The following is a 26,673-nucleotide window of genomic DNA, read 5'->3' on the forward strand; positions in this document are numbered from 1 at the left end:
AGTGCAAGGGAGGAACAAAGACATGCACAACCGCGTACACGGGCTGCTGCAAACAGCCGCTGAAACACGCCCCGACGCCTTGGCGCTGCGGGATCAGGATGGCCGGCGCCTGACCTGGCTGGAAATCTCGCAAGCGGCTTCGGCCGCAGCGGAGCAATTGAAGACCGCAGGTGTCAGGCCAGGCGACCGGGTGGTTCTGGTGTTTGAAAACTGCGTGGAGGTGATCGCGTTCTTCTTTGGCGCAAGCATGCTGGACGCTTCTGCGGTTGCCATCAATGCGCGGCTGACCACAGCTGAGCTGGACCGGATCTTTGCGCATTCCGACCCCAGCGCGGTGGTCTTTACAGCTGCCTCCTCCGCGGCGGCCCGTGCCCATGCTGATCACTACGGCGCCCAGGAAATCCATGGCGGTTTTGGAGCCGCGGCGCTGATGCCAAGGACAGGCGCCACGCCGGAGCCGGTATCGGAGGACGGACGCGAACAAGTTGCTCTTCTGCTCTACACGTCAGGCACAACAGGCACGCCCAAGGCGGCCATGCTGACACATGCCAACCTGATCGCAGGGGCCGCTGCGTCGGCCGAGGTTCGGGGTATTCAGCTATCGGATGTGACCTATCTGGCCTTGCCGCTCAGCCATATTTTCGGACTGGTCACAATGCTGTCCGTCACTCTGGCGCGATCAGCAATGCGGATGGAGGCGCAATTCTCGGCGGAGCGCCTTTACAATGCTCTGCAAGAGGATGTGACCCTGCTGCCCGCCGTGCCGCAGATGCATGCCCATTTACTCAACTACGCCCGCTCGCACGGCAAGCCGCGCTATGACGCCGCCAAACTTCGTTTTGTGTCCTCGGGAGGCGCACCTTTGGATCCCGCATGGAAGCGTGAGGCTGAGGCGTTTTACGGCCTGCCGCTGCAAAACGGCTACGGGCTTACCGAGGGCACAGCGGGTGTTTGCGCGACCCGCAATAGCATTGGCGATCCGGACATAAGCGTCGGGCTGCCGATGGGCGATTGCACTCTCAAGCTCGATTTGGAGGCGCCGGGCGCCACGCCGGAGGAAGGGATCGGCGAGATCCTGGTAGGCGGCCCGCAAGTCATGAAGGGCTATTTCCGCGATAAAGAGCAAACAGCAGCGGCTATGACAGAGGACGGTTTTTTCCGAACCGGCGATCTGGGCCGGTTTGACGGCGAAGGCAAGCTGCATATTGCCGGGCGCACCAAAGAGCTGATCATCAGGTCCGGTTTCAATGTCTACCCGGTCGAAATCGAAGCGGCCCTAACCGAGCATCCGGATGTGGTGGTGGCAAGCGTCGTGGGCCGTTCTGTCGAAGGGAACGAGGAAGTGCTGGCCTTTGTTAGCGCCGCTACCGGCAGCAATGTGACAGAGACGGAGCTAAGCTGCTTTCTCAATGATCGCCTGGCCCCCTATAAACGTCCGTCGCGCATCATAGTGGCGGCGGCTCTGCCCGCGGCGCCGACCGGCAAAATCCTGAAAGCGAAACTGATCGAAACCTTTGCCAGCGAATTGGCTGAAAACGTCTAATCTTCGGCGCGGTTCACTCAGATGCATGCAGGGCAAAGGCAGGTTGCCCGGCCTGCGGCGAGCTATGGTCAAGCGCAATCATTAAATTCCATTATGTGAAATAAAGTTCTGGACAGATCTTTAAAATTCCACATAGTAAAATAAACCTGGCGACTTTGTAGGAGGAGATGCAAGTCATGGGATTGATCAAGAATTTTCTGGGAGGGCTGACTGTCGCGGCCAGCCTTGGCGCAACGGCGGTATCTGCGGAAACCGTAATTTATTACGGCCACAGCGGCCCGGACAGGGGCACGGTTCCGGCCGCACTGAAGTGGTACAACAGCCGGATCAGCGACCTTTCCGGCGGTGATCTGCGCTTGGACGTCCAATGGGGCGGCGCGTTGTTCAAGGCAAGCGCGGCTGTGCAGGGGATCGGCGACGGGGTGGCGGATGCCGGTTCCATTATCGCCGCCTATTTCCAGAAGGAGATGGCGGCATACTCGCTGGCCGACTTCCCGATCGGAGGACCAAATGCCTGGGTTGCCATGCGCGCAGCTGACCGCCTGATGCGCTCAGAACCGCAGATCACCGAGCATCTTGCCCGCCAGAACCTGGTCTACATCGGCACCTTCACCGCCTCGGCCGTGAACGTGGCTTGCGCCGGAGAGCCGATCCGCTCGGTTGAAGACATCAAAGGCAAGAAGGTCCGCGGCGCCGGCGTGTACGGCAAGGTCTTTGGTGAAATGGGCGCAACCCGCGTGAACCTGTCGGTCTATGAGGCCTACCAGGGTCTGGACACCGGGCTGATCGACTGCAGCCAGGGCTACGACTACATCATTCCTTCGCTGAAATGGGACGAGGTTATCGACAGCTACACTGTCCTGAACTGGGGACAAATCGGCGGTTACGGCATGTTCATGAACAAGCAGGTTTTTGACAGCCTGGAAACTGGTCAGCAAAAAGTGCTGATGCAGGCGGGCGAGGAACTGGCCGACCAGTTCGCCAAAATTGTGACCGGTGCCAACAACAAGGCGATGGAAGCGATGACCGCAGGTGAGACCACCCGCAAGATCGAGGTCATCGAGCTCAGCGAAGCGGACAAAGCAACGCTGAATGCTGCGGCTGAACCTTTCATTGCGGACTGGATGGAAAATGCCCGCAGCGTCGGCTTTGATGCGGACCGGCTGATGGCAACCTACACCGCAGCAGTGGCTGAATACACCGCAGAGTTTGAGGCCAAGGGGTATCCGTGGACACGCAGTAACTGATCGCTGCGGCACCAGGCGGCCTCAGCGCCGCCTGGCAATACAGGGGGAGGACAGGATGCTTCGCAGGCTGGAACGGGTTTTTGTTGATGTCTCGGCTGCGGCCATAATTATGCTGGCACTGCTGATCTTTGCCGATGTTGTGGCGCTGAACCTCTTCAGCAGTTCGGTGCCGGACACCATTGTCATCGTGCGTGAACTGATGGTTCTGGCGATTGTGATGCCTCTGGCTGCCGCAACCGCGCACCGGGCGCATATCGCGGTGGAGTTCCTGACCAATCTGCTGCCGCCGCGGGTGTCGGGGTGGCTGACGGTATTCGGCACCCTCTTCGGTCTGCTGGCGCTATCGCCGATCCTCTATTCCGGCGGCAGGGAGTTTCTGCATCAGTGGCAAACCGGCAGCGTGTTTTACGGTGATCTGAACCTGCCGCAATGGCCGGGACGGCTCGCCTTTGTCCTGGGCATTGCCCTGGGATGGCTTCGCCTTGCGGTGATGGCTGTGGACGATGCGCTGACCCTGATGCGCGGCGGTGTGATCGCACCGCACAAAACCTGACACTCATCTGACATTCAAAAGATCTGCCGAGGAGACTGCCCGTGGATCCCGCTCTGATCGGCCTTGTGGCCTTTGCCGTAATGCTTGTGCTTCTGGCCATTCGCGTGCCGATTGCCTTTGCCCTTATCGGCGTGGCGACATTGGCGGCCTTTACGATATTTGCGTTCCGCACCGGCACCTTCATGCCAGAACGTGCATTCCGGGCTACCTCGTCCCTGGTCTTCAGCAACTCGTTCGATTTGCTGCACTCCTTTGATCTGTCGATGATCCCGCTGTTCATTGCACTAGGCAACATCGCCTATCGTGCCGGGATCACGACTGCGGTCTATGACGCGGCCAAGGTTTGGCTGCTTCGCCTGCGCGGCGGCATTGCGGTGGCCTCTGTCATGGGCTGCGGCGGTTTTTCCGCCATTACCGGTTCCAGCCTGGCCTGCGCGTCGACCATGGGAAAGATCTGCACTCCGGAAATGCTGCGCCTTGGATACGATCCAAGGCTGGCGACCGCCAGCGTCGCTGCCGGGGGTACACTCGGCTCTCTGATCCCCCCGAGTATCCTGTTCATCATCTATGCGATCTTTACCGAGACTTCGGTGAACAAGCTGTTCATTGCCGGCATTCTGCCGGGGCTTCTGACGCTGGCGGGCTTTGTTCTGGTCATTGCCATGTGGATCAAGGCAGACCCGGCGGCGGTGCCTGCCCGCGGCGAAGCCGCAAGCTTTGCCGACAAGATGGCGGCGTTCCGCAGGGCCTGGCCTGCGGCGCTGATCTTTGCCGTCATCGTGGTCGGCATCTACGGCGGCTACTTCACCGCCACGGCAGCGGCGGCCGTTAGCGTCGTGCTGACTGTCGTGATCGGCCTGGCGCAGCGGCAGCTGGATCTGGCAGGCATCTGGCAGGCAGTCCGGGAAACCTGTGTGCAAACCAGCGCCATCTTTTTTGTTGCCGCGGGCGCCAAGATCTTTGTTGCGGCCATCGCCCTGACGGGCATGGCTCCCGCGTTGGTGGAGTGGGTTTCGCAGGCTGAATTCTCGACCGCGACGCTGCTGTTTGCAATCTGCGTGGTCTACCTGGTGCTGGGTATGTTTCTGGATCCGATCGGGATCATGGTACTGACCTTGCCGCTGGTGGTGCCACTGGTGGAGTCCTATGGGCTGAACTTGATCTGGTTCGGTGTGGTTGTAGTGAAGTTGCTCGAGATTGGTCTTATCACTCCGCCGGTGGGGCTGAACGTCTTTGTCCTGTCCAACGTCGTCGGTAAGGACGCTCCTGTCGGAATGGTTTTTTCCGGCATATGGCGGTTCCTCAGCATCGATGTGGTTGTGCTGCTTCTGCTGGTGGCTTTCCCGTCGATCTCTCTGGTGCTGTCAAATGCGGTTCAGTAGTATTGAAGATCAGCGAACAGTGAAGGCCCCGCATGGGCCGGACGCCCGCATAGATACAGGAAACACCATGCCAGCCGATTCATCGGACAAGAGATTTGCAAATACACTGGCGCGGGGCCTTACAATTCTGCGGGCATTCCGCCCGACGGATGACGGCCTGGGCAACCTCGAAATCTCAGAGCGCACCGGCATTCCGCGGCCGACGGTTTCCAGGCTGACCTTCACCTTGTGCGCGCTTGGCTACTTGACCCACGGGCGGCGGCACGACAAATACCGCCTCGGCCCGGCGGCGCTTGCACTGGGCAACATCGCAGCAGCTTCATTCGCCTTTGTCGAGATTGCCTCGCCAGTCATGCAGCGGCTGGCAGATGCAACAGGTACATTGACAGCAATCAGCATCAGAGACGACCGGCGGATGCTGCTGACAAGGGCTTGGCGGCCGGTGAACTCTTCGGCAATCTGGCTGGACGTCGGCTACCGGATGCCGCTGCATACGTCTTCCAGCGGCAAAGCGTATCTGGGGGCGCTCAGCGACGAGGAGTTCGCCCGGTTTCTGGAAAGCCACGGGGATGAGCCCGAAGAATTGCTGACGGAATTCGCGGCTATCAGAACTGCCGCGCACGGCGAGATCCTGGCTGACGGTTACACCCAAGTGCGCGGCGGAAACCGATTTTCCGAGACAATTAACGCCGCTGCCGTGCCATACCGCCCGTCTGATTTAGGCGAACCGGTCGCTTTTCTGGCAAGCTCGACCTCACAGCTCCTCTCTGATCAGCGTATCTCTGACGAGGTTGGCCCGGCGCTTGCAGATGCTGTCTCTGAGGTCCGCAGGATGACAGGCCAGCAATCCGCGCTGGTGATGAATGAATAAGGCCCCTTAGCCACTACCCCTGCGTTTCAGCCGCCGTCGCGATGCGGACCCGAAGCCACCGCTCAACAAAGGCCTATCCTGTAGTTTCCGGCCTTTGCGCGCTCTGCCGCAACTGCCTGCCTTAGCCTCGAAGCAGCCTTGCCGCAGCCCCGTGCTCTGATCACCGCGATTGAAGATGGACTGCCGCCCATCAGGCGGCAGAAGAGGGCGTTTCGGCAAAGACCGGAAAACTGCAGATCAGAACTTCTGCCGGCGTTCGGATTTCTGGCGGAAGCTCACCACCACGCGGGGCTAAAACGCCCCGCCATTCCCGGTTGTTGCTGCCAAGTTCAACTTGCCAGGCGCGTCTCATTCAGACCCTGACTGCCCCACGCTCCGGCTGCACTGCTCTGCACCGCCGAGATGGCAGTCTCCTGAGAGGGTTTGAAGCTTGCCGCAAGCTCCGCAAGTTCGGCGGCAGCCTGCTTCAGCATCTGCCCTTGCTCGCTGGATCTTTCAACCATGCTGGCATTCTCCTGGGTGACGCGATCCAGCTCAGTCACCCCAGAATTGATTTCGCTTATGGTCGCGGCCTGGTCACGGGAAGATACCGCGATTTGAACCGCCAGTTCTGATACTCTCTGAATTTTCTCGATGATCACGGTGATTGCCTGGCCCGCCTCATCGACCAGTCCTACACCCACTTTCACCTTGTCCGAACTGGCGTCGATCAGGTCTTTGATTTCGTTCGCCGAATTGGATGAGGCTAGAGCCAGGGCGCGGACTTCCGAGGCGACAACAGCAAAACCCCGGCCCGCTTCGCCTGCGCGGGCTGCCTCGACTCCGGCATTGAGCGCCAACAGGTTCGTCTGGAATGAAATACCTTCGATCACACCGTTGATTTCGGAGATCTTGGCCGCTGAATCGTCGATCTCCCGCATCGCTTCAACCGCCCTCTGAACAATCTCGCCGCAGCGCAAGGCTTCCGCGCGCGTGTCCGATACCGTGTGCTCCACAGAGCTTGTCTGCTCAGTAGCGTCGCGCACATTGGTGGTGATCTGGTCCAGCGCTGCGGCTGTTTGTTCCAGGGTCGCCGCCTGAGTTTCCGTGCGGCGCGACAGGTCGTCGGACCCTTGGGCCATGCGATTGGTTTGCTCTTCGATTTCGGTGATGGTGTGCAACACACGTCCGATCAGCCCGTCCAGCGATTCAGCCGTCTGGTTAAAGTCTGCGCGAAGAGTTGTGTATTCGCCGCTCATCTCCTGGGTGATGCGGTGCGACAGCAATCCCTTGGCCAAATTGTTCAAACCGGCAGCCAGCTCCCGCACGACGCCCGCCTGCTCCTCCGCGGCGCGGTGCGACTGCTCTTCAAGCTCTGCGTTTGCCCGCATCGCTTCGATAAATTGGCCAACAGCGCCGGCCAGGTGCCCGAGTTCGTCGCTGCGGCCTTCCTCTGGCACCGGGCTTACAGTATCGCCCTCTCTCAAAGCGGTAATTCTACTGATGATCCGATGCAGCGGCTTGGTGACCGAGGCGGCTGAGAAGAACACAACAAGGCCGACAATCAGGCAGACCGCAAGGCTGATGACAGCCGACTGCAGATAGAGCTGCTGGATCGTCGCCTGCACCCGGCCGTTGTTGAACCCCAGCACCATTTGCGCAACTTGCCCTCCTTCGGGATGCAGCACGGGAAAGGTGATGTAGGCAAGCGCGCCTGCCTGCAGGCTCGTCGTGCCATCGGTCGCGGCCAGCAGTTCAGGCACCGCGGCAGTCCAGTCTTCCCGGCGGCTTTCATCCACAAAAATCTCGGCAAACGGGTCGCCGTCCACCAGGACCTGGGCGAACAGTGCGTCCTGCATCTCGGTCACGCCCTGAACCGCTCCCAGCGCAGCATCGCTGTTGAAATCCCAAACCGCAGCCGCTACCGGCGGCGCCATGAAAGTCTGCGCCAAGTTCACTTCACGATCAAAGGCTTCAAGCAGCGCGCTGGAGTGTTTCGACGCCCAGAACGCTGTGTAGGCTGCGTTTGAAAGGACGATGCATGCGATGATCGGCAACAGCAGCCGCTTCTTGATCGACATCGCAAAAATCTGTTTCTTCAGGCGTCTCATTCGACACTCCGCTTAATTGAAGAGCACAATTCCGTGCGGCCTTCGGCACCAGACCAAGCCCGGTGCCGAACGCATAAACAGGCAGTGAATACCTGCATTTGCACAACCCGCGTTTGCGAGCTGTACAAAACCAGTTTCGCCTCTGCCTCTTGGTGATGTGTGTTTGAATCCAGGATCAATAAGACATGTAGTTGTCCGACAGAGCATCGCGGTACTTGTCGGTCCAACGGGTATTGATCTCAGCGATTTTGCCTTCTTCTTCGAGCTCGGCAAAGCAGCGGTTGAACTCTTCAGCGATGGCGGGATCGCGGAAACTCATGCCGTAGGGCGTCGGTTCAAAGATTGCCCGGAATTCAATCGGCTGGCTGGCATCCACCCCCGACGCGCTGCCCATTCCTTGCAGTTGACGAGCGAACTCGGCAAACAGCATGCCGTCACCGAGGATGCCATCCACACGCTTGCCATACAGCAGCTTGCTCTGCGTTTCCTGATCGGCCATCTCGCGATAGGATTTGAAGCCGCCGGTCGCATCCGAAAGACCCGGAATAATGCTGGCGGCGCCTTCAAAGGCAACAATCTTCATGCCGTTGAGGTCTCCTAGGGTGCCCACCTGAGCACCCGAAGACTTAAGGAAAGAGATCCCGTTCTGATAAGAAACATAAGGTTCAGTCTGCGTGCCGGCGGTAGGCATGCCGACAGGCACCGTGGCGACCGCGTCGCCTTTTCCTGACTCAAACGACTGCCAGTGTCGCGTGAACGGCTGGATGGTGAACTTGGCTGTATGGCCGCACCGTTCCAGTGTGGTGGCGATGATCTCCGCCTCCCGGCCAGAGCCATCTTTGTTGACCATTGGCGGCAGATCCCCGACGAGGACTTCCACCTCGGCGGCGCTTGCGTGAGTTGATATGAGTGCTGCAGCCGCGCAGAGAAGCGCGGCAAAAGGGGTCTTCATTGGTAGTCTGCTCCTGCGAGTATTGATGCAAGCAGGGTAGATAGCGAATCTTAATGGTTGCTTATTGCGGTGCTTTTGCGCAATTTTACGTCCCGGCACAGTTTGCAAAGGATATAAACGCTCAGCACATCCGCAATCTTGCGGGGTTGCAGCCTATCAGAGCCTAAGGCAGGCCGCGGCGAACGGGCCGCCTTACAGCGGAAGCAATAACTGTCGTTGACAACAGTTCAGGCAGGTCGGCTCACTTTTGCTCTAAGAGATCCCGAACTCCAAAGGCACACATTTCCTGCAAGGAAGACAGCCCCGCCCGCGCAAGTGTTTTGAGCAGGTTCGCCAAAGGCGGAATTGTTCATGTCTTCCGCTTGCTGGGGAGCCTGAAGACGAGTGCAGCCACATTTAGTGTCCGCGGATCGGCGCAGCTGCCTCGGCATAACCAGGCGGCACTGCTCGGAGCACGCCGCCAATTCAACCCAGATCAAAGCATTACAGGAGCCGCCTCAGCTCCTCCACCGTCCCCGCTTCTGAAGCCGGCTTGTCGGTCCTGATCCGGTTGATGCGCGGGAACCGCATTGCCAAACCGCTTTTATGGCGTGTGGACTCGCTCAAACCTTCGAAGGCCACTTCAAGCACCAGCTCAGGCTTGACGGCGCGCACTGGCCCGAACCGGTCGATGGTGTTGCCGCGCACAAAGCGGTCCAGCTCCTTCAGTTCCGCATCGGTAAAGCCAAAATATGCCTTGCCAACGGGTACCAGCTGATCACCCTGCCACACACCAAACGTAAAATCCGAATAATAGCCTGACCGTTTGCCGTGTCCGCGCTGCGCGTAAAGCATAACGGCGTCCACCAGCATCGGGTCGCGCTTCCATTTGAACCAGTGCCCGCGTTTACGCCCAGCAATATAAGCACTGCTCAGGCGCTTGATCATGACACCCTCGACCACACTTTCGGGCGGGTTCGCGCGCAGCTCCGCCAGATCTTCCCAGCGGGCAAAGACAAGGGGAGGCGAAAGGTCGATACGCGGATCACTGAGGTCAGCCACGATCTCACGCAGACCGGTCCGGCGCTGAACCAGCGGCCGCCCGCGCCAGTCTTCGCCATTCAGAAACAGCAGATCATAAAGGCGCAGCGCTGCAGGGTGGCTCGCCAATATGGCTTTGCCAGGTTTCTTGCGGCCCAGACGTTTTTGCAGGTCGCCAAAGGGGGCAACTTCCTCGCCCCGTTTCACCAGCAACTCGCCATCCAGCGTGCCATCGAAATTCAGGGCGCTGACCACATCGGGGAAGGATCGGGAAATGTCCTCTCCCGTCCGCGAATAGAGACGCCTCGTGCCGCCATCATTCACCGCCTGAACACGAACGCCATCCCATTTCCATTCCGCCGTGAAATCAGCTGGCTCGAACTCTGCCAGATCCTCCAGACTGGTGGCCGTCGAGAGCATCACCGGCCGAAAAGGGGCAGCCGCCAGGCTAACCGGCTTCTCACCGCCTTCGAGCCAGTCAAACAGTGGCAGGTAGGGCGGGGTTAGCCCGTGCCAAAGCTCTTCGATCTCAGTGACTTCCACACCGCCAAATTGCGCCAGCGCGCTCCTGGCAAGCTGCGCTGACACACCAACCCGCAAACCTCCTGTGGCAAGCTTCAAGTAGGCATAGCGCTGCGACGGCGTCATGTGCGTCAAACGGCGGGCAATCAAGGCAGGTAGTTCTGCCTTCGCAGCCGCGGCCAGCTCCTCCACCGCATCGGCCAGTGGCGTCTCGGCCAACGAACCGGAATGAGGCCAGATCAGAGCAACAGTCTCTGCCAGATCACCGACGAAATCATACGACAGGCGGAACAGCTCGGCATCGGTTTCCTCTGCCACCAGCCCCCGCAAAAGCGATGGCGTAACATTGCGCAGCGCAAGGTCTCCGGTAATTGCTGCCAGCGCGTAGCCGCGTTCCGGATCCGGCATCGTGCGGAAAGCGGACACCAGATGAGCGATCTTGCCGTTTCGCGACGGCGTAAAGGCAAGCTGCTCCAGAAGGGTGGCGAAAGACTGCATCAGTCCGCTTCCTCTTCATAGCCGACCAGCCTAAGCGGTCGGGCGGCGATCTGGTTCAGTTCACACCAGCGCACCAGCGCATCTTCCCTGCCATGCGTTACCCAGACCTGTTGCGGTGCCAATTCCAGGATCGTCCTGGTCAGGTCCTGCCAGTCCGCGTGATCGCTGAGGATCAGCGGCAGCTCGACTCCGCGCTGGCGGGCCCGGGCGCGCACTTGCATCCAGCCGCTCGCAAAACAGATAACCGGATCGGGAAAACGCTGCGCCCAGGTTGCGGCGAACGCCGAGGGCGGGCCAAGGATGATCTGCCCCTTGAAAGCCGCCTTGCCCTCATCCGTTGTCGCAGGACGAAGGTCACCCAGGTCAACGCCCTGCTGGATGTGGTAGTCGCATAACCGCTGCAATGCGCCGTGGATGTAAATCGGGTGCTCCCAGCCTGCCTGCCTCAGGAGCGCAATGACCCGCTGCGCCTTGCCCAAGGCGTAGGCGCCGACGAGATGACAGCGGTCAGGCTGAGAAGCGACGGACCGCAGCAGTTTTTCGATCTCCGAACGGGGCTCGGGATGATTGAACACCGGCAGGCCAAAGGTCGCCTCGGTGACGAAGATATCACAAGGTGCCAGCTGGAACGGCGCACAAGCCGGGTTGTCAGCCCGCGCATAGTCGCCAGAGACGGTGATGGCTGAGCTGCCATCGTCGACAGTAATCTGGCAGGAGCCAAGAACGTGCCCGGCAGGCGTAAAGGTCACGCGGATGCGGTCCGTTTCTGTTCTGTCTTCTACCGGAATGCGGGTATCGCAAAACGCCTCGCCATAGCGGATCGCCATGATCTCCAGCGTTTGCGGGCTTGCCCAGACAGTGCCGTGGCCTGCCCGCGCATGGTCGGCATGGCCGTGGGTGATCATTGCGCGCGGCACGGGCCGCACAGGATCAATGAAGAAATCCCCTGCCGGGCAGTAAAGCCCCTCCGGACGGGGGTGCAGCAACTGCTCTGGAGGGCGTGAAGCTGTCAATTTACGCTACTCAATTGCGAAATCCCCGGGTGCATCGGAAGAGACTTAAGGTGAAGAGGGCTTTATGCAAGGGAAGCACCAAGGAGATTCCGTTGGCTGATTACTGTCAGCTAGACGGCTGTCATTGAGTTTTTTGGACCTGAACGGCTTTGCCGCGCGGCTCCAGCGAAGGCCGGGCCGCACTGTTTCCTCAGCATGAACTTACCCTGCGGCCTTCATGACAGGTATCCGTGCCGGCAGTATCGCCCGGGTCAGCCCGCCGCTCAGGAATGGAAAACCAAATCCGGCTCACTCGCACCAAAACACGGCTGGTGAGGCCGATGCGGCAGCGCCAGGCCGAGGGCGCGCCTGACGAGTGAACAAGCGACCATGGCTTCGCCTGCAATCACATTCCAAACTTGCTCGGCGGCGAGTGAGGACACAGCCAGAAGGGCCTTGTCACTGCCTTTCAAAACGCCGGTCTCGAACTCGCACAGCGCGTGACAAAGACATTTATCAAACAACCGGTGGGATCTCACTTTTCTTAACGTTTCACGGTTACGTAATGGGGAGTTCAACCGGGAGACATTTGCAGTGGCGGATTCGAAACAAGTCGAGACAGCTGGCTCAGGCGCAAGACCGGACCGCATTCAGGCTCGGGAAGAGCTTCAATCATCAAATGAAAACCAGCAGGAGAGCATTGCCACCGACGCGCCTTTTCCAACAGGAGATGGAGCGGCAGCTTCGGCTTTTTCTCTCAAATTGTCGGCACTTGGAATGTACTTTCAGGACCTGGCAAGTTCAGGCTGGCAGATGCTCCGGTCTGCATCCGGGTCACCCCAGGAGGCCCTTCCGGCACATTCTGCGGAGCCGCCCGCAGATACGGACTTCTCCACTCGGGAAACCGCCGCTCCCCCATCAGACGGCAGCTCCTCCGTGACGAGTTCCGAAATCCCGCAGTCAAAGGATGCGGCCAACGGCGGGGCAGAGCCTGCGCAGATGACGCCCTCCAAACCTGTGCAAGCAGGTGATCCCGCTCCCAGTGCAGGGCTGGTTTCAGAACCAAATGACAATCCTGCACTTGCAGTCTCTCCCGTAAGCGACGTGGGATCCCATCCGAAACCAAAGGAAACTTCCGCACCCGAAGAAGGGCCTGGGGAAGACCCGAAGCCGGAGGACGACCCGGACCCCGTGGACGAGCCAACAACAGACACGGGCACCGATCCGGAGCCGGAAGACGACCCGGAACCCGAAGACACGCCAGCAACAGACACGGGCACTGATCCGGAGCCGGAAGACGACCCGGACCCCGTAGACGAGCCTGCAACAGACCCGGGCACTGACCCGGAACCGGTGGACGAGCCGGACCCGGTGGACGAGCCAGCAACAGACCCGGTCTCCGATCCGGAGCCGGAAGACGACCCGGAACCCGAAGACACGCCAGCAACAGACACGGGCACCGATCCGGCGCCGGAGGACGACCCGGAACCCGAAGACGTACCCGAAACAGACCCGGGTACGGACCCAGAGCCGGAGGACGACCCGGCCCCCGTAGACGAGCCCGCAACAGACCCGGGCACCGACCCCGAGCCGGAGGACGATCCGGACCCCGTAGACGAGCCAGCAACAGACCCGGGCACCGATCCGGAGCCGGAAGACGACCCGGACCCCGAAGACGAACCAGCAACAGACCCGGGCTCCAATCCGGCGCCGGAGGACGACCCAGACCCCGTAGACGAACCAGCAACAGACCCGGGCTCCGATCCGGCGCGGGAGGACGATCCGGATCCCGAAGACGAGCCCGCAACAGACCCGGGCACCGATCCGGAGCCGGAAGACGACCCGGACCCCGTAGACGAACCAGCAACAGACCCGGGCTCCGATCCGGCGCCGGAGGACGACCCAGACCCCGTAGACGAACCAGCAACAGACCCGGGCTCCGATCCGGCGCCGGAGGACGACCCGGACCCCGTAGACGAACCAGCAACAGACCCGGGCTCCGATCCGGCGCCGGAGGACGATCCGGATCCCGAAGACGAACCAGCAACAGACCCGGGCTCCGATCCGGCGCCGGAGGACGACCCAGCCCCCGTAGACGAACCAGCAACAGACCCGGGCTCCGATCCGGCGCCGGAGGACGATCCGGATCCCGAAGACGAGCCAGCAACATACCCGGGCTCCGATCCCGAGCCGGAGGACGACCCGGACCCCGTGGACGAGCCCGCAACAGACCCGGGCACTGATCCGGAGCCGGAAGACGACCCGGACCCTTTAGACGAGCCTGAAACAGGCCCGGGCACGGCCCCCGAGCCGAAGGACGGCCCGGAACCCGTGGACGAGCCAGCAACAGACACGGGCTCCGATCCGGAACCGGAAGTCGACCCGGAACCCGTAGACGAGCCTGAAGGCATGTACCTAAGGGGCACTGACGAAGTCGATCATCTGGCCGGCGGTGGCGGAGCCGACACCATTGAGGGTTTACGCGGCGACGACAACCTCTCCGGCGGCGGCGGCGATGATGTCTTCCTGGTGCAGGGCTCCTCCGCGGGCACCGACCAGGTCGACGGCGGCGAAGGCCACGACGCGCTGCAGGGCGGCCGCTACTCGGATGTGTTCCGGGTGACCGACGGCCTCGGAAACCTCACCTCCATCGAGGAAATCCGCGGCGGCACCGGCAATGACACCATCGCGGGCACCGCCGAAAGCGAGACGCTCGACTTCTCCACCGGCATCACGCTGGACAGCATCGAGGAGATCGACGCGGGCGACGGCGACGACACCGTGACCGGCACGGACCAGGCCGACACCATCGAAGGCAACCGCGGCGACGACGACCTCTCCGGCGGCGGCGGCGATGACGTGTTCCTGGTCCAGGGCTCCTCCGCGGGCACCGACCAGGTCGACGGCGGCGAAGGCCATGACGCGCTGCAGGGCGGCCGCTATTCGGATGTGTTCCGGGTGACCGACGGCCTCGGCAACCTCACCTCCATCGAGGAAATCCGCGGCGGCACCGGCAATGACACCATCGCGGGCACCGCCGAAAGCGAGACGCTCGACTTCTCCACCGGCATCACGCTGGACAGCATCGAGGAGATCGACGCGGGCGACGGCGACGACACCGTGACCGGCACGGACCAGGCCGACACCATCGAGGGCAACCGCGGCGACGACGACCTCTCCGGCGGCGGCGGCGATGACGTGTTCCTGGTCCAGGGCTCCTCCGCGGGCACCGACCAGATCGACGGCGGCGAAGGCCATGACGCGCTGCAGGGCGGCCGCTATTCGGACGTGTTCCGGGTGACCGACGGCCTCGGCAACCTCACCTCCATCGAGGAAATCCGCGGCGGCACCGGCAATGACACCATCGCGGGCACCGCCGAAAGCGAGACGCTCGACTTCTCCACCGGCATCACGCTGGACAGCATCGAGGAGATCGACGCGGGCGACGGCGACGACACCGTGACCGGCACGGACCAGGCCGACACCATCGAAGGCAACCGCGGCGACGACGACCTCTCCGGCGGCGGCGGCGATGACGTGTTCCTGGTCCAGGGCTCCTCCGCGGGCACCGACCAGGTCGACGGCGGCGAAGGCCATGACGCGCTGCAGGGCGGCCGCTATTCGGATGTGTTCCGGGTGACCGACGGCCTCGGCAACCTCACCTCCATCGAGGAAATCCGCGGCGGCACCGGCAATGACACCATCGCGGGCACCGCCGAAAGCGAGACGCTCGACTTCTCCACCGGCATCACGCTGGACAGCATCGAGGAGATCGACGCGGGCGACGGCGACGACACCGTGACCGGCACGGACCAGGCCGACACCATCGAAGGCAACCGCGGCGACGACGACCTCTCCGGCGGCGGCGGCGATGACGTGTTCCTGGTCCAGGGCTCCTCCGCGGGCACCGACCAGGTCGACGGCGGCGAAGGCCATGACGCGCTGCAGGGCGGCCGCTATTCGGATGTGTTCCGGGTGACCGACGGCCTCGGCAACCTCACCTCCATCGAGGAAATCCGCGGCGGCACCGGCAATGACACCATCGCGGGCACCGCCGAAAGCGAGACGCTCGACTTCTCCACCGGCATCACGCTGGACAGCATCGAGGAGATCGACGCGGGCGACGGCGACGACACCGTGACCGGCACGGACCAGGCCGACACCATCGAAGGCAACCGCGGCGACGACGACCTCTCCGGCGGCGGCGGCGATGACGTGTTCCTGGTCCAGGGCTCCTCCGCGGGCACCGACCAGGTCGACGGCGGCGAAGGCCATGACGCGCTGCAGGGCGGCCGCTATTCGGATGTGTTCCGGGTGACCGACGGCCTCGGCAACCTCACCTCCATCGAGGAAATCCGCGGCGGCACCGGCAATGACACCATCGCGGGCACCGCCGAAAGCGAGACGCTCGACTTCTCCACCGGCATCACGCTGGACAGCATCGAGGAGATCGACGCGGGCGACGGCGACGACACCGTGACCGGCACCGATCAGGCCGACACCATCGAGGGCAACCGCGGCGACGACAACCTCTCCGGCGGCGGCGGCGATGATGTCTTCCTGGTGCAGGGCTCCTCCGCGGGCACCGACCAGGTCGACGGCGGCGAAGGCCACGACGCGCTGCAGGGCGGCCGCTACTCGGATGTGTTCCGGGTGACCGACGGCCTCGGAAACCTCACCTCCATCGAGGAAATCCGCGGCGGCACCGGCAATGACACCATCGCAGGCACCGCCGAAAGCGAAACGCTCGACTTCTCCACCGGCATCACGCTCGACAGCATCGAGGAGATCGACGCGGGCGACGGCAACGACACCGTGACCGGCACCGATCAGGCCGACACCATCGAGGGCAACCGCGGCGACGACCAGCTGTCAGGCGGCAGCGGCGATGATGTCTTCCTGGTGCAGGGCTCCTCCGCGGGCACCGACCAGGTCGACGGCGGCGAAGGCCACGACGCGCTGCAGGGCGGCCGCTACTCGGATGTGTTCCGGGTGACCGACGGCCTCGGAAACCTCACCTCCATCGAGGAAATCCGCGGCGGCACCGGCAATGACACCATCGCAGGCACCGCCGAAAGCGAAACGCTCGACTTCTCCACCGGCATCACGCTCGACAGCATCGAGGAGATCGACGCGGGCGACGGCAACGACACCGTGACCGGCACCGATCAGGCCGACACCATCGAGGGCAACCGCGGCGACGACCAGCTGTCAGGCGGCAGCGGCGATGATGTCTTCCTGGTGCAGGGCTCCTCCGCGGGCACCGACCAGGTCGACGGCGGCGAAGGCCACGACGCGCTGCAGGGCGGCCGCTACTCGGACGTGTTCCGGGTGACCGACGGCCTCGGAAACCTCACCTCCATCGAGGAAATCCGCGGCGGCACCGGCAATGACACCATCGCGGGCACCGCCGAAAGCGAGACGCTCGACTTCTCCACCGGCATCACGCTGGACAGCATCGAGGAGATCGACGCGGGCGACGGCGACGACACCGTGACCGGCACCGATCAGGCCGACACCATCGAAGGCAACCGCGGCGACGACAACCTCTCCGGCGGCGGCGGCGATGACCTGCTCATGGGAGGCGACGGCGACGACATTATTGCGGGCGGCAGCGGTGATGACACCCTGACCGGCGGTGCCGGGGACGACCTGTTTCTTTACGCGGCAGGAGACGGATCTGACGAGATCGATGGCGGCAGCGGCTGGCACGATACGATCCGCCTGGAAAACGGGGACGGCGGCGTGGTTGCTGACGGAAATACCGTGGAAGGCAATGGCTGGGTGCTGCAGGTCGAGTCCGGTTCGGTGGAAAGCGTGAGCGACGGAGCGCTGGATCTATCGGAAGGAGCCTCTGGCAGGATCACGTTTGATGACGGCGAGGAAATTGACTTTGACGGCATCGAAAACATCACTTGGTAGAGCCATGAAAATGTTCGGAATATTCATTTTTTCCATACGGTTAACCTCTCGCCGCTATCTTTGCGGCACTATAGAGAAGGGCTGAACCTTGGCCGGAAAGTTTTTAAAGGTTTTTCGACGGCACCAAGTGCAAACCAGTGCCTCTGCGGAAATGGGGGCGGCGCTGGCGAATACCCTTGGGCTGGTGCTGCCACTGATCACCATTCAGGTTTTTGACAGGGTAATTCCCAACAACGCGATCGAAACGCTGGTTGTGCTGGCGGTGATCCTTGTGGGCGCAGTCCTGGCGGAGGCTGCGGTCAGGATCGCCCTTGCCGGTCTCCATTCGGCGTTCGGGATGCGCTACGAGCTCGAAACCAAGCTCCGGCTATACAATAATATGCTCTACCAGCCCGCAGAAGCCAGGCAGCCGGGAACCGGACAGGCCGGGCAGGAGGCGCTGGAAACAATCGGCAAAGTACAGCAGCTGAATGCCGGCGGTCAGCGGCTGTCGCTTGTCGACTTGCCGTTTGCTGGCGTGTTTCTCGCGGTTTTCTGGGTGATCGAACCCTGGCTGGCCGTGGCGATCCTGGGCATACTGGCGGCGGTTCTGTTTCTGCGGACCCGCGGCCGCAAGACGATACAGGCTCTGGACGAGAACCGCCGTGACATCTCCGCGCGTTCCGGCAGTTTTGTGTCCGAGGTGCTTTCCGGTATAGAGCATCTGAAAGGGCTTGGCGCGGATGAGTTCATGATGCGCCGTCATGAGAGACTGGTTGCCCGGGGGGCGGAGGCAACCCAAACGCTGGTCTACCGCCAAGCCTCGGGCCATGCATCTGCTGAAGCAATCTCGCAAGCGGCCCCCATGCTCATTGCGATGTTCGGTGCCCCTTTTGTGATCAACAGGACGCTGACCCCTGGGGAACTGGCTGCGACCATCCTGCTGTCAGGCCGCGTCATCGCTCCCTTTGTGAAACTGCAGGCGGCGTTTGCCGGAAATCAGGCTATCCGCCCGGCGCTTGACCGCCTGGACAGCGCACTGGCGGCACCGGCCGTGGTTGGGACGCTCCATCCGGCGGACGCTGTTGAAACCCTGGAAGTTGTTGACCTGGATGTGCATTCGGCTGCCGGAAACCTGGTGTGCGAGGGGCTGACCCTGTCGCTGCAGCGGGGCGAGTCGATTGCCATCAGCGGCGCCAGCGGCAGCGGCAAATCCACCCTCCTGAAAACACTGCTGGGCCAGCACCGGCCGAGTTCCGGAAAAGTGCTGGTCAACGGCTGCGACATTGCCCGCTATGACCCGGATTATATCGCAAGCCGCTTTGCGTTCATGCAATCCGCGCCGGTGCATTCCGCCGGCAGCGTGATGGATGCGCTGACCGGGATGCGAGGGCCGGAATTCCTGCCCGAAGCACTGGAAACTGCCAGGGAGCTGGGGCTGGCTGACTATTTCGCCCTCCAGCCTGACGATTTCGTGTACAAACCCATGAACACCGCAGGCGCCGGCATCCCCGTTGCCGTTCAGTCGCAATTGCCGATGGTAGCAGCGCTGTTGAAATCCCCGCAGGTCATCCTGTTTGACGAGGCCAATGCCTTGCTGGATCTGCGCTCTGACCGGTTGCTGCTGGAGGCGCTGAAACGGCGCCGGCAGCAGACGATCACGGTGCTGGTGACCCAGCGGCCGTCGTTTGCCGCAATCGCAGACCGTCAGTTCCACCTTGAGAACGGCCGCCTGGCGGACCTCCGCACAACGCCGGCCGCACCGCTCCGCAACACTTCAACTGCCATTTGCGCATCGGGTGCAGCATGACCGTACACCTCCCCGCTAACGGCGCAGACGGGTCTGCGCAGAGCGCCTTCGGGCTGGATGCCATCGCCGACGGCATTGATACAAGCCAATGCTGGGGCGTGACATCCAGGGACCCGGTTGTCGCTGCGGTTTTCCGGATACTCGGCACGTTCGGCTGGACAGGCTCACGCGACAGCTTCGTGCGTGCACTGCCGCATATGCCGGACCGGCTGACCACCGCGGACCTGCGGTCGATCCTGTCGCGGCTCGGGATATCCAGCACGGAAAGCCGCCTCGGCAGCCGCCGGATTGAAGACCTCCCGCCTGCGACAACACTGGTCACCGGCACAGGCCGCATCCTGGTCGTGCAGCCATGTGCCGGGGGCGGTTCCAGCCTGGTCGACCCGGTGACGGGCGAGCCCTGCAATGAAGGGGTGACATACCGGACTCTGATGCTCAGTTTCAGCAAACCGCCGCAAACTGCGCAGAGCGGTTTTGTAAGGCAGCTCATCACCCGTTTCCGGCAGAACTGGCTGCAGGCCCTGACGGCCAAGACCGCCAGCAATGGCGCAGCGCTGGCCATCGCGTTCGGGGTGATCGCCGTCTATGACGCCGTGATCCCGGCCAAGGCTCACGACACTCTCGCCTGGCTTGGGGCCGGACTGGCCATGTTCCTGTTGCTCGACATGGGCTTCCGCAGGCTCAAGGCCCGGAGCCTCGCCCGCATTGCGGCGCGAATGGAATTTCTCGTCGCGACCACCGTACTGCGCAAGATAATCGCACTGCCCCTCCAGCAGATAATTGCAAGCCCCGTCAGCACCCAAGTGGTCCGTGTCCGGCAATTCAGCCGCATGGCCACCCTGCTGGTCGGCAATGTGGCCGACGCCGTCGCTGATCTTCCTTTTGCTTTGCTCACAGTTGCAGCAATTTTCGCCATTGCGGGTCCGCTTGGCTTTGTTCCCGTGGTGCTGATGCTGACTTTCGGCCTGTTCGCGGCCTTCCTGGTGCCACGTCTGCGCCGTGCGGAAACCGCGGCCCGCAGCGCGGCAGAAGAAGAAAACCGGATCACCAGCGACCTGTTCCAGAATTCGGTTGCAATCCGCTGCGCAGGCGAGCAGCGGGCATGGCGGGACCGCCTGGAAACTGTCACCCGCCGCAAGGCCATTGCAGCGCGGCGCGCAGAGATGGCGCAAAGCGCAATCGACGCAGTTTGCAAATCGGCGACACCGGTTTCCGGGGGCCTGACCGCCCTGTTCGGCGCCTTTCTGGTGATGCAGGGCAGCCTGACATCCGGCGCGTTGCTGGGGGCCGTGATGCTGACATGGCGCGCCATCGCCCCGGTGCAATCCGCGTTGAAGCTGGCAACCAAATGGACTGAGATTGCAGGCGTGGCATCGCAGCTGGACCGGCTGGCCGCCCTGCGCCAGGAGCACGATCCCAAGCGCGTCCACCACGAATACTCGGCCAAGGGGGACATTCATCTGAACGCAGTCGGTTTCCGCTACGGCAACAAAAGCGCCCCGGCCGTGCGCGGTCTGAGCACGCGGATCCCGGAAGGGGCGCTGGTTGCCGTCACCGGCCCGTCGGCAGCAGGGAAGTCGACATTGCTGCGGCTGGTGGCAGGGTTGCTGCAGCCTCAGACCGGTGTGCTGACGATAAACGGAGTCAACGTCAGCCAAATCCCGGTGTCGCAGCTGCGCCAGTTCATAAGCTATGTGCCCGCGCGGCCGGTGCTTGTGCATGGCTCGGTGGCCCAGAACCTGCGTCTTGCCTGTCCCTTCGCCACTGAACCGCAGATGTTCGACATACTTGATGAACTCTCCCTGCGCGACGCGGTCGGGAAACTTCCCAAAGGCATTCACACCGTGCTGACGGACCAGGTTCAGGCCACGCTGCCCAGCGGCTTCCGCCAGTCCCTAGCGGTCGCACAGGCGCTGCTGCGCGATCCGCAGGTCCTGCTGCTTGACGACCCGGCCCAGTCCCTGGACCGGACCCTTGAAGCCGCGATGATCCAAGCGATCCAGCGCCGCCAAGGCCGTGTCACCACGCTGATGGTGACACACCGCCCCAGTCACATCCGCCTCGCGGATCTCGAACTGCCCCTGCTGGACGGCATGCCCAAGCCGGCCGGGCGAAAGAAGGAACAAGCCGCATGACAGGCCAGAACAATCAAACGGCACCGGCCTCCGCCGGAGTACAGGCCGGCAATGGGATTCAAAGGCGCGCACTGTTGCTGGAGGCCGACCTTTCTGAGCCGGCGGACACCAAGGGGTACACCCGGCTGATTTGGCTGATTGCAATCGCCGCCGCGGGCTTTGTCGCATGGGCCGCCATGACCCCGGTCTACGAAACCGTTACCGGAGAGGGCCGCCTCATGCCCCTGGATGGCGTGCGCACCTTGCAGAGCGAGCATGGCGGCCGCGTCACCGCCGTTCATGTGCGGCAAGGCTCGGAGGTGCACGCGGGGGATCCTCTGGTCACCTTTGACCGGTCGCGCGACCTGCTGCAGCTGGAGCAGTTAAAGGTGCGCGAAGCGGCATTGCGCCTGGAACTGGACCTGCAGTCTGCAATCTTGAACGGCACCGAATTCATTCCATCCAGCAGCTGGCAAACCGGCCTCAGGCAAAGCCAGCAGGTTTCCTTCCTGGCTGAGGCCGCGGCGGTCCGCTCCCGGCTCGATCTGATCTCAGCAGATCTGGAACTTGCCGGTGCCCGCAAAGCCGAAGCGTCCGCCCGCCTGGTGGAGCTCGAACGGCGGCGGGTTATCCTGGCCGCGCGTCTTGCCTCGTTCGATCAGTCTTTCAGGGATGGCGGCTTCATCAGCCGCCGGGACAGAGACCAGGCTGAACTGAGCCTGATTGAAGTCCGCGAGCAGATCGCAGTGGTGACTGCCGAAAAACGGACTGCAGAGATCAGCCTGCAAAAGGCCCGGCGCGAAAAGACCGAATACCTTGCCGCCCGCAAAAGCACCGCAGCCCGCACCGTTGCCGAAACCGAAGCCAAGCTGGCGGAACTGGGCGAGGAAATCGCCCGCTACCAGCTGCGCGCCGGCAGCGGTGTGCTGGTTAGCCCGTTTGACGGCGTGGTCCAGACGGTGGAGGTCGATACCGAAGGTCAGGTCATCGGCCCCGGCGGACCCGTGGCGGAAGTCGTGCCCGAAGGCGCCGAATTGTTCGCAGAGGTGCTGATACCGGCCAGCCGGATCGGCGGCATCGAGCCCGGCTTTGAGGGTGCATTGACTCTTCTGACCTTCGACGCCTCACAGTTCGGGACCCTTGCCGGCACGGTTGTATCCGTGTCGCCCAGCTCGGACATTCTGGACAGCAACGAAGCTGCTTACCTTGTGCGGCTCCGTTTAGATCAGGATTTAACTGCCAGGACGCACACCATGAAGCTGCGGCCCGGCTTATCCGTCTCGGCAGACATCCGCCTCGGCAGCAAGACGGTGTTTGAGTACTTTCTCAAACCCCTGAAGGCCATTCGCAGCGCGGCCTTCTCGGAACAATGACCGGCGGGGAACTCAACCGGGCGGGCGGCCTGATGGGATTAGGCTCCTGTTAGGCCGCTGCTGCCTTCGAGCCGGCCCGGACCGGCTCCGGAATATCCGTGCGGCTGCCTGAGTGCTGAAAGGACCTGAGCCGGCTTTTGCGCGCATGGAAGGGACCCAAAAGCACATTGGCGGGTTGTGCCCTGCTCGCGTTATTAACGCCAGGCAATGCGCCCAGGCCATTGCCTGACTAAACTTCCCGTCACACTCCAGAATGACAGGAAGCGGGCCATGGCTGAAAGAATTCTCGTTGCTACTGACGGATCGGAATCAGGCAATCGCGCAGTGGATTGCGCGGCGGAATTGTCGAACAAACTGGGGCGCGGCCTCAGCATCGTTCACGTTTACCTGCACGGGCGGCCGCCCGCGGAAATGATGCAGCTCGCCAGGTCCGAACAGCTGTATGAACAAGTGGCTGCCGCCCAGGACCTTACCCCCCGCGGCCAGCCCGCGAATTTCCTGGGGCTGTTTGCCAGCGCCACTGAGGAGCGCGACAAGGCAAATGCGGTCTTGGCAGTCGGCGAAACCATTCTCAATTGGGCAGAGCATCGCGCCAGGGATGCTGACGCACAGGACGTGGTTACGCATCTATGCGCCGGCGACTACGCGGACGGCATTCTGAAAACCGCCGAGGCCGGGAATTTCGGGATGATCGTCATCGGCAGGCGCGGGCTGGGGCTGGTGCGCGAAATCCTGATGGGGAGTGTCTCCCAGAAGGTCCTCCACCACGCGGCCTGCACGGTGGTCGTCACGCAATGACCCTGGCGCCGGCAGGTGATTGGCTTGGCGGATACGGCTCTGCCTCGCTGCGCGTGGCGGGCTAGTCCCAAAGGTCCCGGATCGGCTTTCGCATCGCGTTCTTGACCTGATCGAACTCCCCTTTCGACACATGGCGGCGCAGCAGGTCGAAAACCGCAGCCACGGCGCGTTCCGGGTCGTCCAGCGGATCCTTGTCGAACCGCGCTTCAATGCGGGCCAGCAGATCCTTTTTACTGCGGGGTTTCGCCGGGGTCTTGGACGGGTCCCAGCCGGCATAGAACACACCCCGGACCAGCACAGGCAGCTGGGCCGCCAGGTCGGCGGCTTCGTCAACGGACAGGAAATCGCGAATGGCATGAAGCGTTTCGTGCAGCAGCAGATAGGCCCTGGATTTGTCGGGCCATTCAAGGTCATCGCAAAGCTGGTTCAGCCATTCGGCGAAAACCTGCGGCGCATGATCAAGCGTCTTGATACCCGTGGTCGCCATAATCTTTCCTCCAGCTGATGTGTGCCGGATCAGGATCGGCCATTTCGGCCCGCACCGCATTAATGGGCATCAATGCCGCCCGGACCGGCCCTGCTCACCCGGCCGGGCTGATCCGCTCGAACACTTCTACCATCAGGGCCTCTGCCCGGGCCTGGCTGCCCGCAACAGCCGCCGCATTCAGCGAAGGGCGGAGCGGATGCGGCGGTGAGACCAGGATCACGCCTTCGGACGACTGGCCGCGCCGGAACAGCAAGTCCCGCAGACAGCTGCACTGCCGGGCGGTATCAACCGGCGCTTCAGGCTCAAGGGTTTCCTGCACGATGACGATCCCCTCCGGGCGCCGCCCCAGCAGCCTGGTTGCGGAGGCAAGCGGGATTGATACACCGCTCCACCGCCCATTGCATTCGATCCAGTGGATCTGTTCGGCACCGGACGGTGGCGACTTCAGAACCGCATCCAGCGAACATGGCCCGAAATAGCCTGCCCTTTGGAAGATGGCGCCAAGATGCAAGGCGTCCGCTGCCAGTCTTTCGCCGGTTTCCGGTTCCAGGCTGGCGTATCGCGCGCCAACGAATTTGCCCTCGTGCCCCTGCACCCGCTGTTCGAATATTCCAAGGATCTCGGGCGGCCCTTCGCTTGTGTGCGGCAGCCACATCTGCACCGACGGGCTTTTCTTCACGCCGCTTTCCCACACCCCGACAAGCACCGGATAGCCGCCCTCCCATCCGGTCGCCCGCAGCCGTTGTTCCAGCTGATCGCGCAGCGCGGCTGTGCCAAGACCTTCAAGCTGCGCCGCGCCAAAACGGATGTTTCCGGCCGCCCCCGCGCTGTCCGGAACTTTAACCACAACCTCTCCGGACACCCGCGCCAGGCGGGCCATCTGCCCGGCCGCCGCCGCGGGGCCAAAGGCAAAGGCCGTGGGCGGCACGGCCTCCCGCCCCGCGACCTCCCGCGCCACGTCCCAGAACCACAGCTTGTCATTGACCCGGCGCGACATCCGCGGCGACGGGCCCGCGACATAGACCGGCAGCCCGGCGGCGGCAGCCAGCGATTGTGCCAGCTGCCACAGGTGGCCGGTCACCAGATAGGCGTGGAGTGTCAGCGCCCCCGCGGCCCGGAGCAGCTCCAGCAGAGGGGTGAACAGGGCAGGGCGGGTCCGGCACTGCTTGGACACTGGCGCCGGGTCCGCACCATCCGCCTCCAGAAAGCGGACCTGACGGACGCCCGGATACTTGGACAGATAATCCTCGAACTCCGGGCAGCGCTGCCGCACCACAACGGCGTCGCCGGGTTTGGCCAGTAGTGCCATGCGATAGTCGCGGGTTCCGGCCATTTCGGGTGTGAACAACGCAATTCCGACCTGATCGCCAATGAACAGCGATGCGCCATTACCGGTGCCCTGCTGCACACCCAGCCACAGATCGCGGGAGGACCTCAGCGCAGGCTCATCCCGGGCCAGCCGGTCTGCAATTGCATCGGCAGCTGACCCGCCCCGCGCATCCCGGGTTCGAGACCGGTTCAAGGCTGCCCCCCTTCTTTACCGCTGCACCTGCAGGACATACTATCACAGTATCCGCTGGCCCAATCCGACCGGACAGAAAATGTGCCGTCTCTATGCCATGCACGCCAATGAGCCGACCCGGGTCGAATGCGGCCTGGTCACGGCCCAGAACGCCCTGATGGCGCAAAGCCAGGGCGACATGGAAGGCATGATGCATGGTCACGGCTGGGGAGTTGCAGACTATCCCGACGGCGTTCCAATTATCGAAAAACAGGTCTGGGCGGCGTATCACGGCGAACACTTCGCCAAGGCCGCCGCGCGGGTCTATGGCCGCACCGCGGTTGCCCATGTCCGCCGCGCCACGGTGGGTGCCACAAGCGTGGAAAACACCCATCCGTTCCATTACGGGCGCTGGATTTTTGCGCATAACGGCACAATTCCGAATTTCGAACAAATCCGGTTCCGCCTGCTGGAGCGTATGGATCCCTTGCACCGGTCCTCAATTCACGGCCAGACCGACAGCGAACACGTTTTCCGCTACCTGCTCAGCCTCTTCCTGCGCCACCCGGAAAAGGGACTGCTGGACACTGTGCACGACGCGCTTAACCAGATTAACGCCTGGTGCGCTGAAATCGATCCGTCCCGCCCGCCTGGTCTCAACATAGTGCTGACCGACGGGCCCCGCCTGGTTGGCTCACGGCTCAACCGCTCCCTGTTTCACCTGCGCCGCGACCACCTGCACATTTGCACCGTCTGCGGTGAAACCCATGTCAAACATCACCATAATACGGATTACAGGTCCGTCGAGGTCGCCTCGGAACCCGTCACTTTCGACGAGCCCTGGGAGCAAGTGCCGAACGGTGTTGTGTTCCAGGCAACAGAGGATTTCCGCCTGCACATACGGCCGCTTGCGCGCCAGAACTGAAGCCTCTGCCAGAAACCTTGGAAACCGGCCGCTCCCGGCCGCGCTGCCACGTCCGGTCGACAGAATCGCTTGGCGCCAGTATCGTGTCAGCCGC

Annotated in this window: 17 protein-coding genes; 11 read left to right on the forward strand and 6 right to left on the reverse strand. The window is 62.6% G+C overall.

The window, feature by feature from the left end; translation table 11 throughout:
* Positions 1-22 precede the first annotated feature (22 nt).
* From AC5STI_RS19290 to AC5STI_RS19310, 5 genes are all read left to right on the forward strand, one after another.
* Positions 23-1,543: a class I adenylate-forming enzyme family protein gene (locus AC5STI_RS19290; protein ID WP_495447890.1), complete on the forward strand. Its 1,521-nt coding sequence runs from the start codon at positions 23-25 to the stop codon at positions 1,541-1,543.
* Between the two features lie 176 nt (positions 1,544-1,719).
* Positions 1,720-2,790, forward strand: a complete 1,071-nt coding sequence (locus AC5STI_RS19295; RefSeq protein WP_475046374.1) for a C4-dicarboxylate TRAP transporter substrate-binding protein — start codon at positions 1,720-1,722, stop codon at positions 2,788-2,790.
* Positions 2,791-2,845: 55 nt separating this feature from the next.
* Positions 2,846-3,343, forward strand: a complete 498-nt coding sequence (locus AC5STI_RS19300) for a TRAP transporter small permease (protein ID WP_495447891.1) — start codon at positions 2,846-2,848, stop codon at positions 3,341-3,343.
* 41 nt (positions 3,344-3,384) lie between these two features.
* A complete protein-coding gene (locus AC5STI_RS19305; RefSeq protein ID WP_495447892.1) occupies positions 3,385-4,725 on the forward strand; it encodes a TRAP transporter large permease in 1,341 nt (446 codons plus the stop codon).
* 67 nt (positions 4,726-4,792) lie between these two features.
* On the forward strand, positions 4,793-5,596 hold the full coding sequence (locus tag AC5STI_RS19310; RefSeq protein WP_495447893.1) for an IclR family transcriptional regulator: 804 nt from the start codon (positions 4,793-4,795) through the stop codon (positions 5,594-5,596).
* 329 nt (positions 5,597-5,925) lie between these two features.
* Here AC5STI_RS19310 and AC5STI_RS19315 read toward each other — a convergent pair whose 3' ends face one another.
* From AC5STI_RS19315 to AC5STI_RS19330, 4 genes are all read right to left on the reverse strand, one after another.
* Positions 5,926-7,686 (reverse strand): methyl-accepting chemotaxis protein, encoded by a 1,761-nt coding sequence (locus tag AC5STI_RS19315; protein WP_495447894.1) that lies wholly within the window; start codon positions 7,684-7,686, stop codon positions 5,926-5,928.
* Between the two features lie 175 nt (positions 7,687-7,861).
* On the reverse strand, positions 7,862-8,638 hold the full coding sequence (locus tag AC5STI_RS19320) for a transporter substrate-binding domain-containing protein (protein ID WP_495447895.1): 777 nt from the start codon (positions 8,636-8,638) through the stop codon (positions 7,862-7,864).
* 483 nt (positions 8,639-9,121) lie between these two features.
* Positions 9,122-10,678, reverse strand: coding sequence for a cisplatin damage response ATP-dependent DNA ligase (locus AC5STI_RS19325; RefSeq protein ID WP_495447896.1), 1,557 nt, complete (start codon positions 10,676-10,678; stop codon positions 9,122-9,124).
* Positions 10,678-11,691: a ligase-associated DNA damage response exonuclease gene (locus AC5STI_RS19330; RefSeq protein WP_495447897.1), complete on the reverse strand. Its 1,014-nt coding sequence runs from the start codon at positions 11,689-11,691 to the stop codon at positions 10,678-10,680. The genes AC5STI_RS19325 and AC5STI_RS19330 overlap by 1 nt, the downstream gene beginning before the upstream one ends.
* Before the next feature lie 1,170 nt (positions 11,692-12,861).
* Here AC5STI_RS19330 and AC5STI_RS19335 point away from each other — a divergent pair.
* The 5 genes from AC5STI_RS19335 (at position 12,862) to AC5STI_RS19355 (ending at position 23,666) form a co-directional block, all read left to right on the forward strand.
* The gene (locus AC5STI_RS19335) at positions 12,862-17,592 is read left to right on the forward strand and encodes a hypothetical protein (protein WP_495447898.1); all 4,731 of its coding nucleotides are present in this window, start codon (positions 12,862-12,864) and stop codon (positions 17,590-17,592) included.
* 127 nt (positions 17,593-17,719) lie between these two features.
* Positions 17,720-19,381, forward strand: coding sequence for an ABC transporter transmembrane domain-containing protein (locus AC5STI_RS19340; RefSeq protein WP_495447899.1), 1,662 nt, complete (start codon positions 17,720-17,722; stop codon positions 19,379-19,381).
* On the forward strand, positions 19,378-21,516 hold the full coding sequence (locus tag AC5STI_RS19345) for a peptidase domain-containing ABC transporter (protein WP_495447900.1): 2,139 nt from the start codon (positions 19,378-19,380) through the stop codon (positions 21,514-21,516). The genes AC5STI_RS19340 and AC5STI_RS19345 overlap by 4 nt, the downstream gene beginning before the upstream one ends.
* A complete protein-coding gene (locus tag AC5STI_RS19350) occupies positions 21,513-22,868 on the forward strand; it encodes an HlyD family type I secretion periplasmic adaptor subunit (RefSeq protein ID WP_495447901.1) in 1,356 nt (451 codons plus the stop codon). Before AC5STI_RS19345 ends, AC5STI_RS19350 begins: the two co-directional genes overlap by 4 nt.
* Positions 22,869-23,138: 270 nt before the next feature.
* Positions 23,139-23,666, forward strand: coding sequence for a universal stress protein (locus AC5STI_RS19355; protein WP_495447902.1), 528 nt, complete (start codon positions 23,139-23,141; stop codon positions 23,664-23,666).
* A 61-nt stretch (positions 23,667-23,727) separates the two neighbouring features.
* Here AC5STI_RS19355 and AC5STI_RS19360 read toward each other — a convergent pair whose 3' ends face one another.
* Together AC5STI_RS19360 and AC5STI_RS19365 are read right to left on the reverse strand one after the other, a co-directional pair.
* Positions 23,728-24,153: a DUF2267 domain-containing protein gene (locus AC5STI_RS19360; RefSeq protein WP_490398925.1), complete on the reverse strand. Its 426-nt coding sequence runs from the start codon at positions 24,151-24,153 to the stop codon at positions 23,728-23,730.
* A gap of 94 nt (positions 24,154-24,247) precedes the next feature.
* Positions 24,248-25,675 carry a preATP grasp domain-containing protein gene (locus tag AC5STI_RS19365; protein ID WP_495447903.1) on the reverse strand — a complete coding sequence of 476 codons (1,428 nt, stop codon included), beginning with the start codon at positions 25,673-25,675 and terminating at the stop codon, positions 24,248-24,250.
* 79 nt (positions 25,676-25,754) lie between these two features.
* On the opposite strand from AC5STI_RS19365, the gene AC5STI_RS19370 reads away from it, so the two are divergent.
* Positions 25,755-26,579, forward strand: coding sequence for a class II glutamine amidotransferase (locus AC5STI_RS19370; RefSeq protein WP_495447904.1), 825 nt, complete (start codon positions 25,755-25,757; stop codon positions 26,577-26,579).
* The last annotated feature ends 94 nt before the right edge of the window (positions 26,580-26,673 follow it).

The sequence above is a fragment of the Leisingera sp. CC-HEC096 genome, from assembly GCF_059429235.1.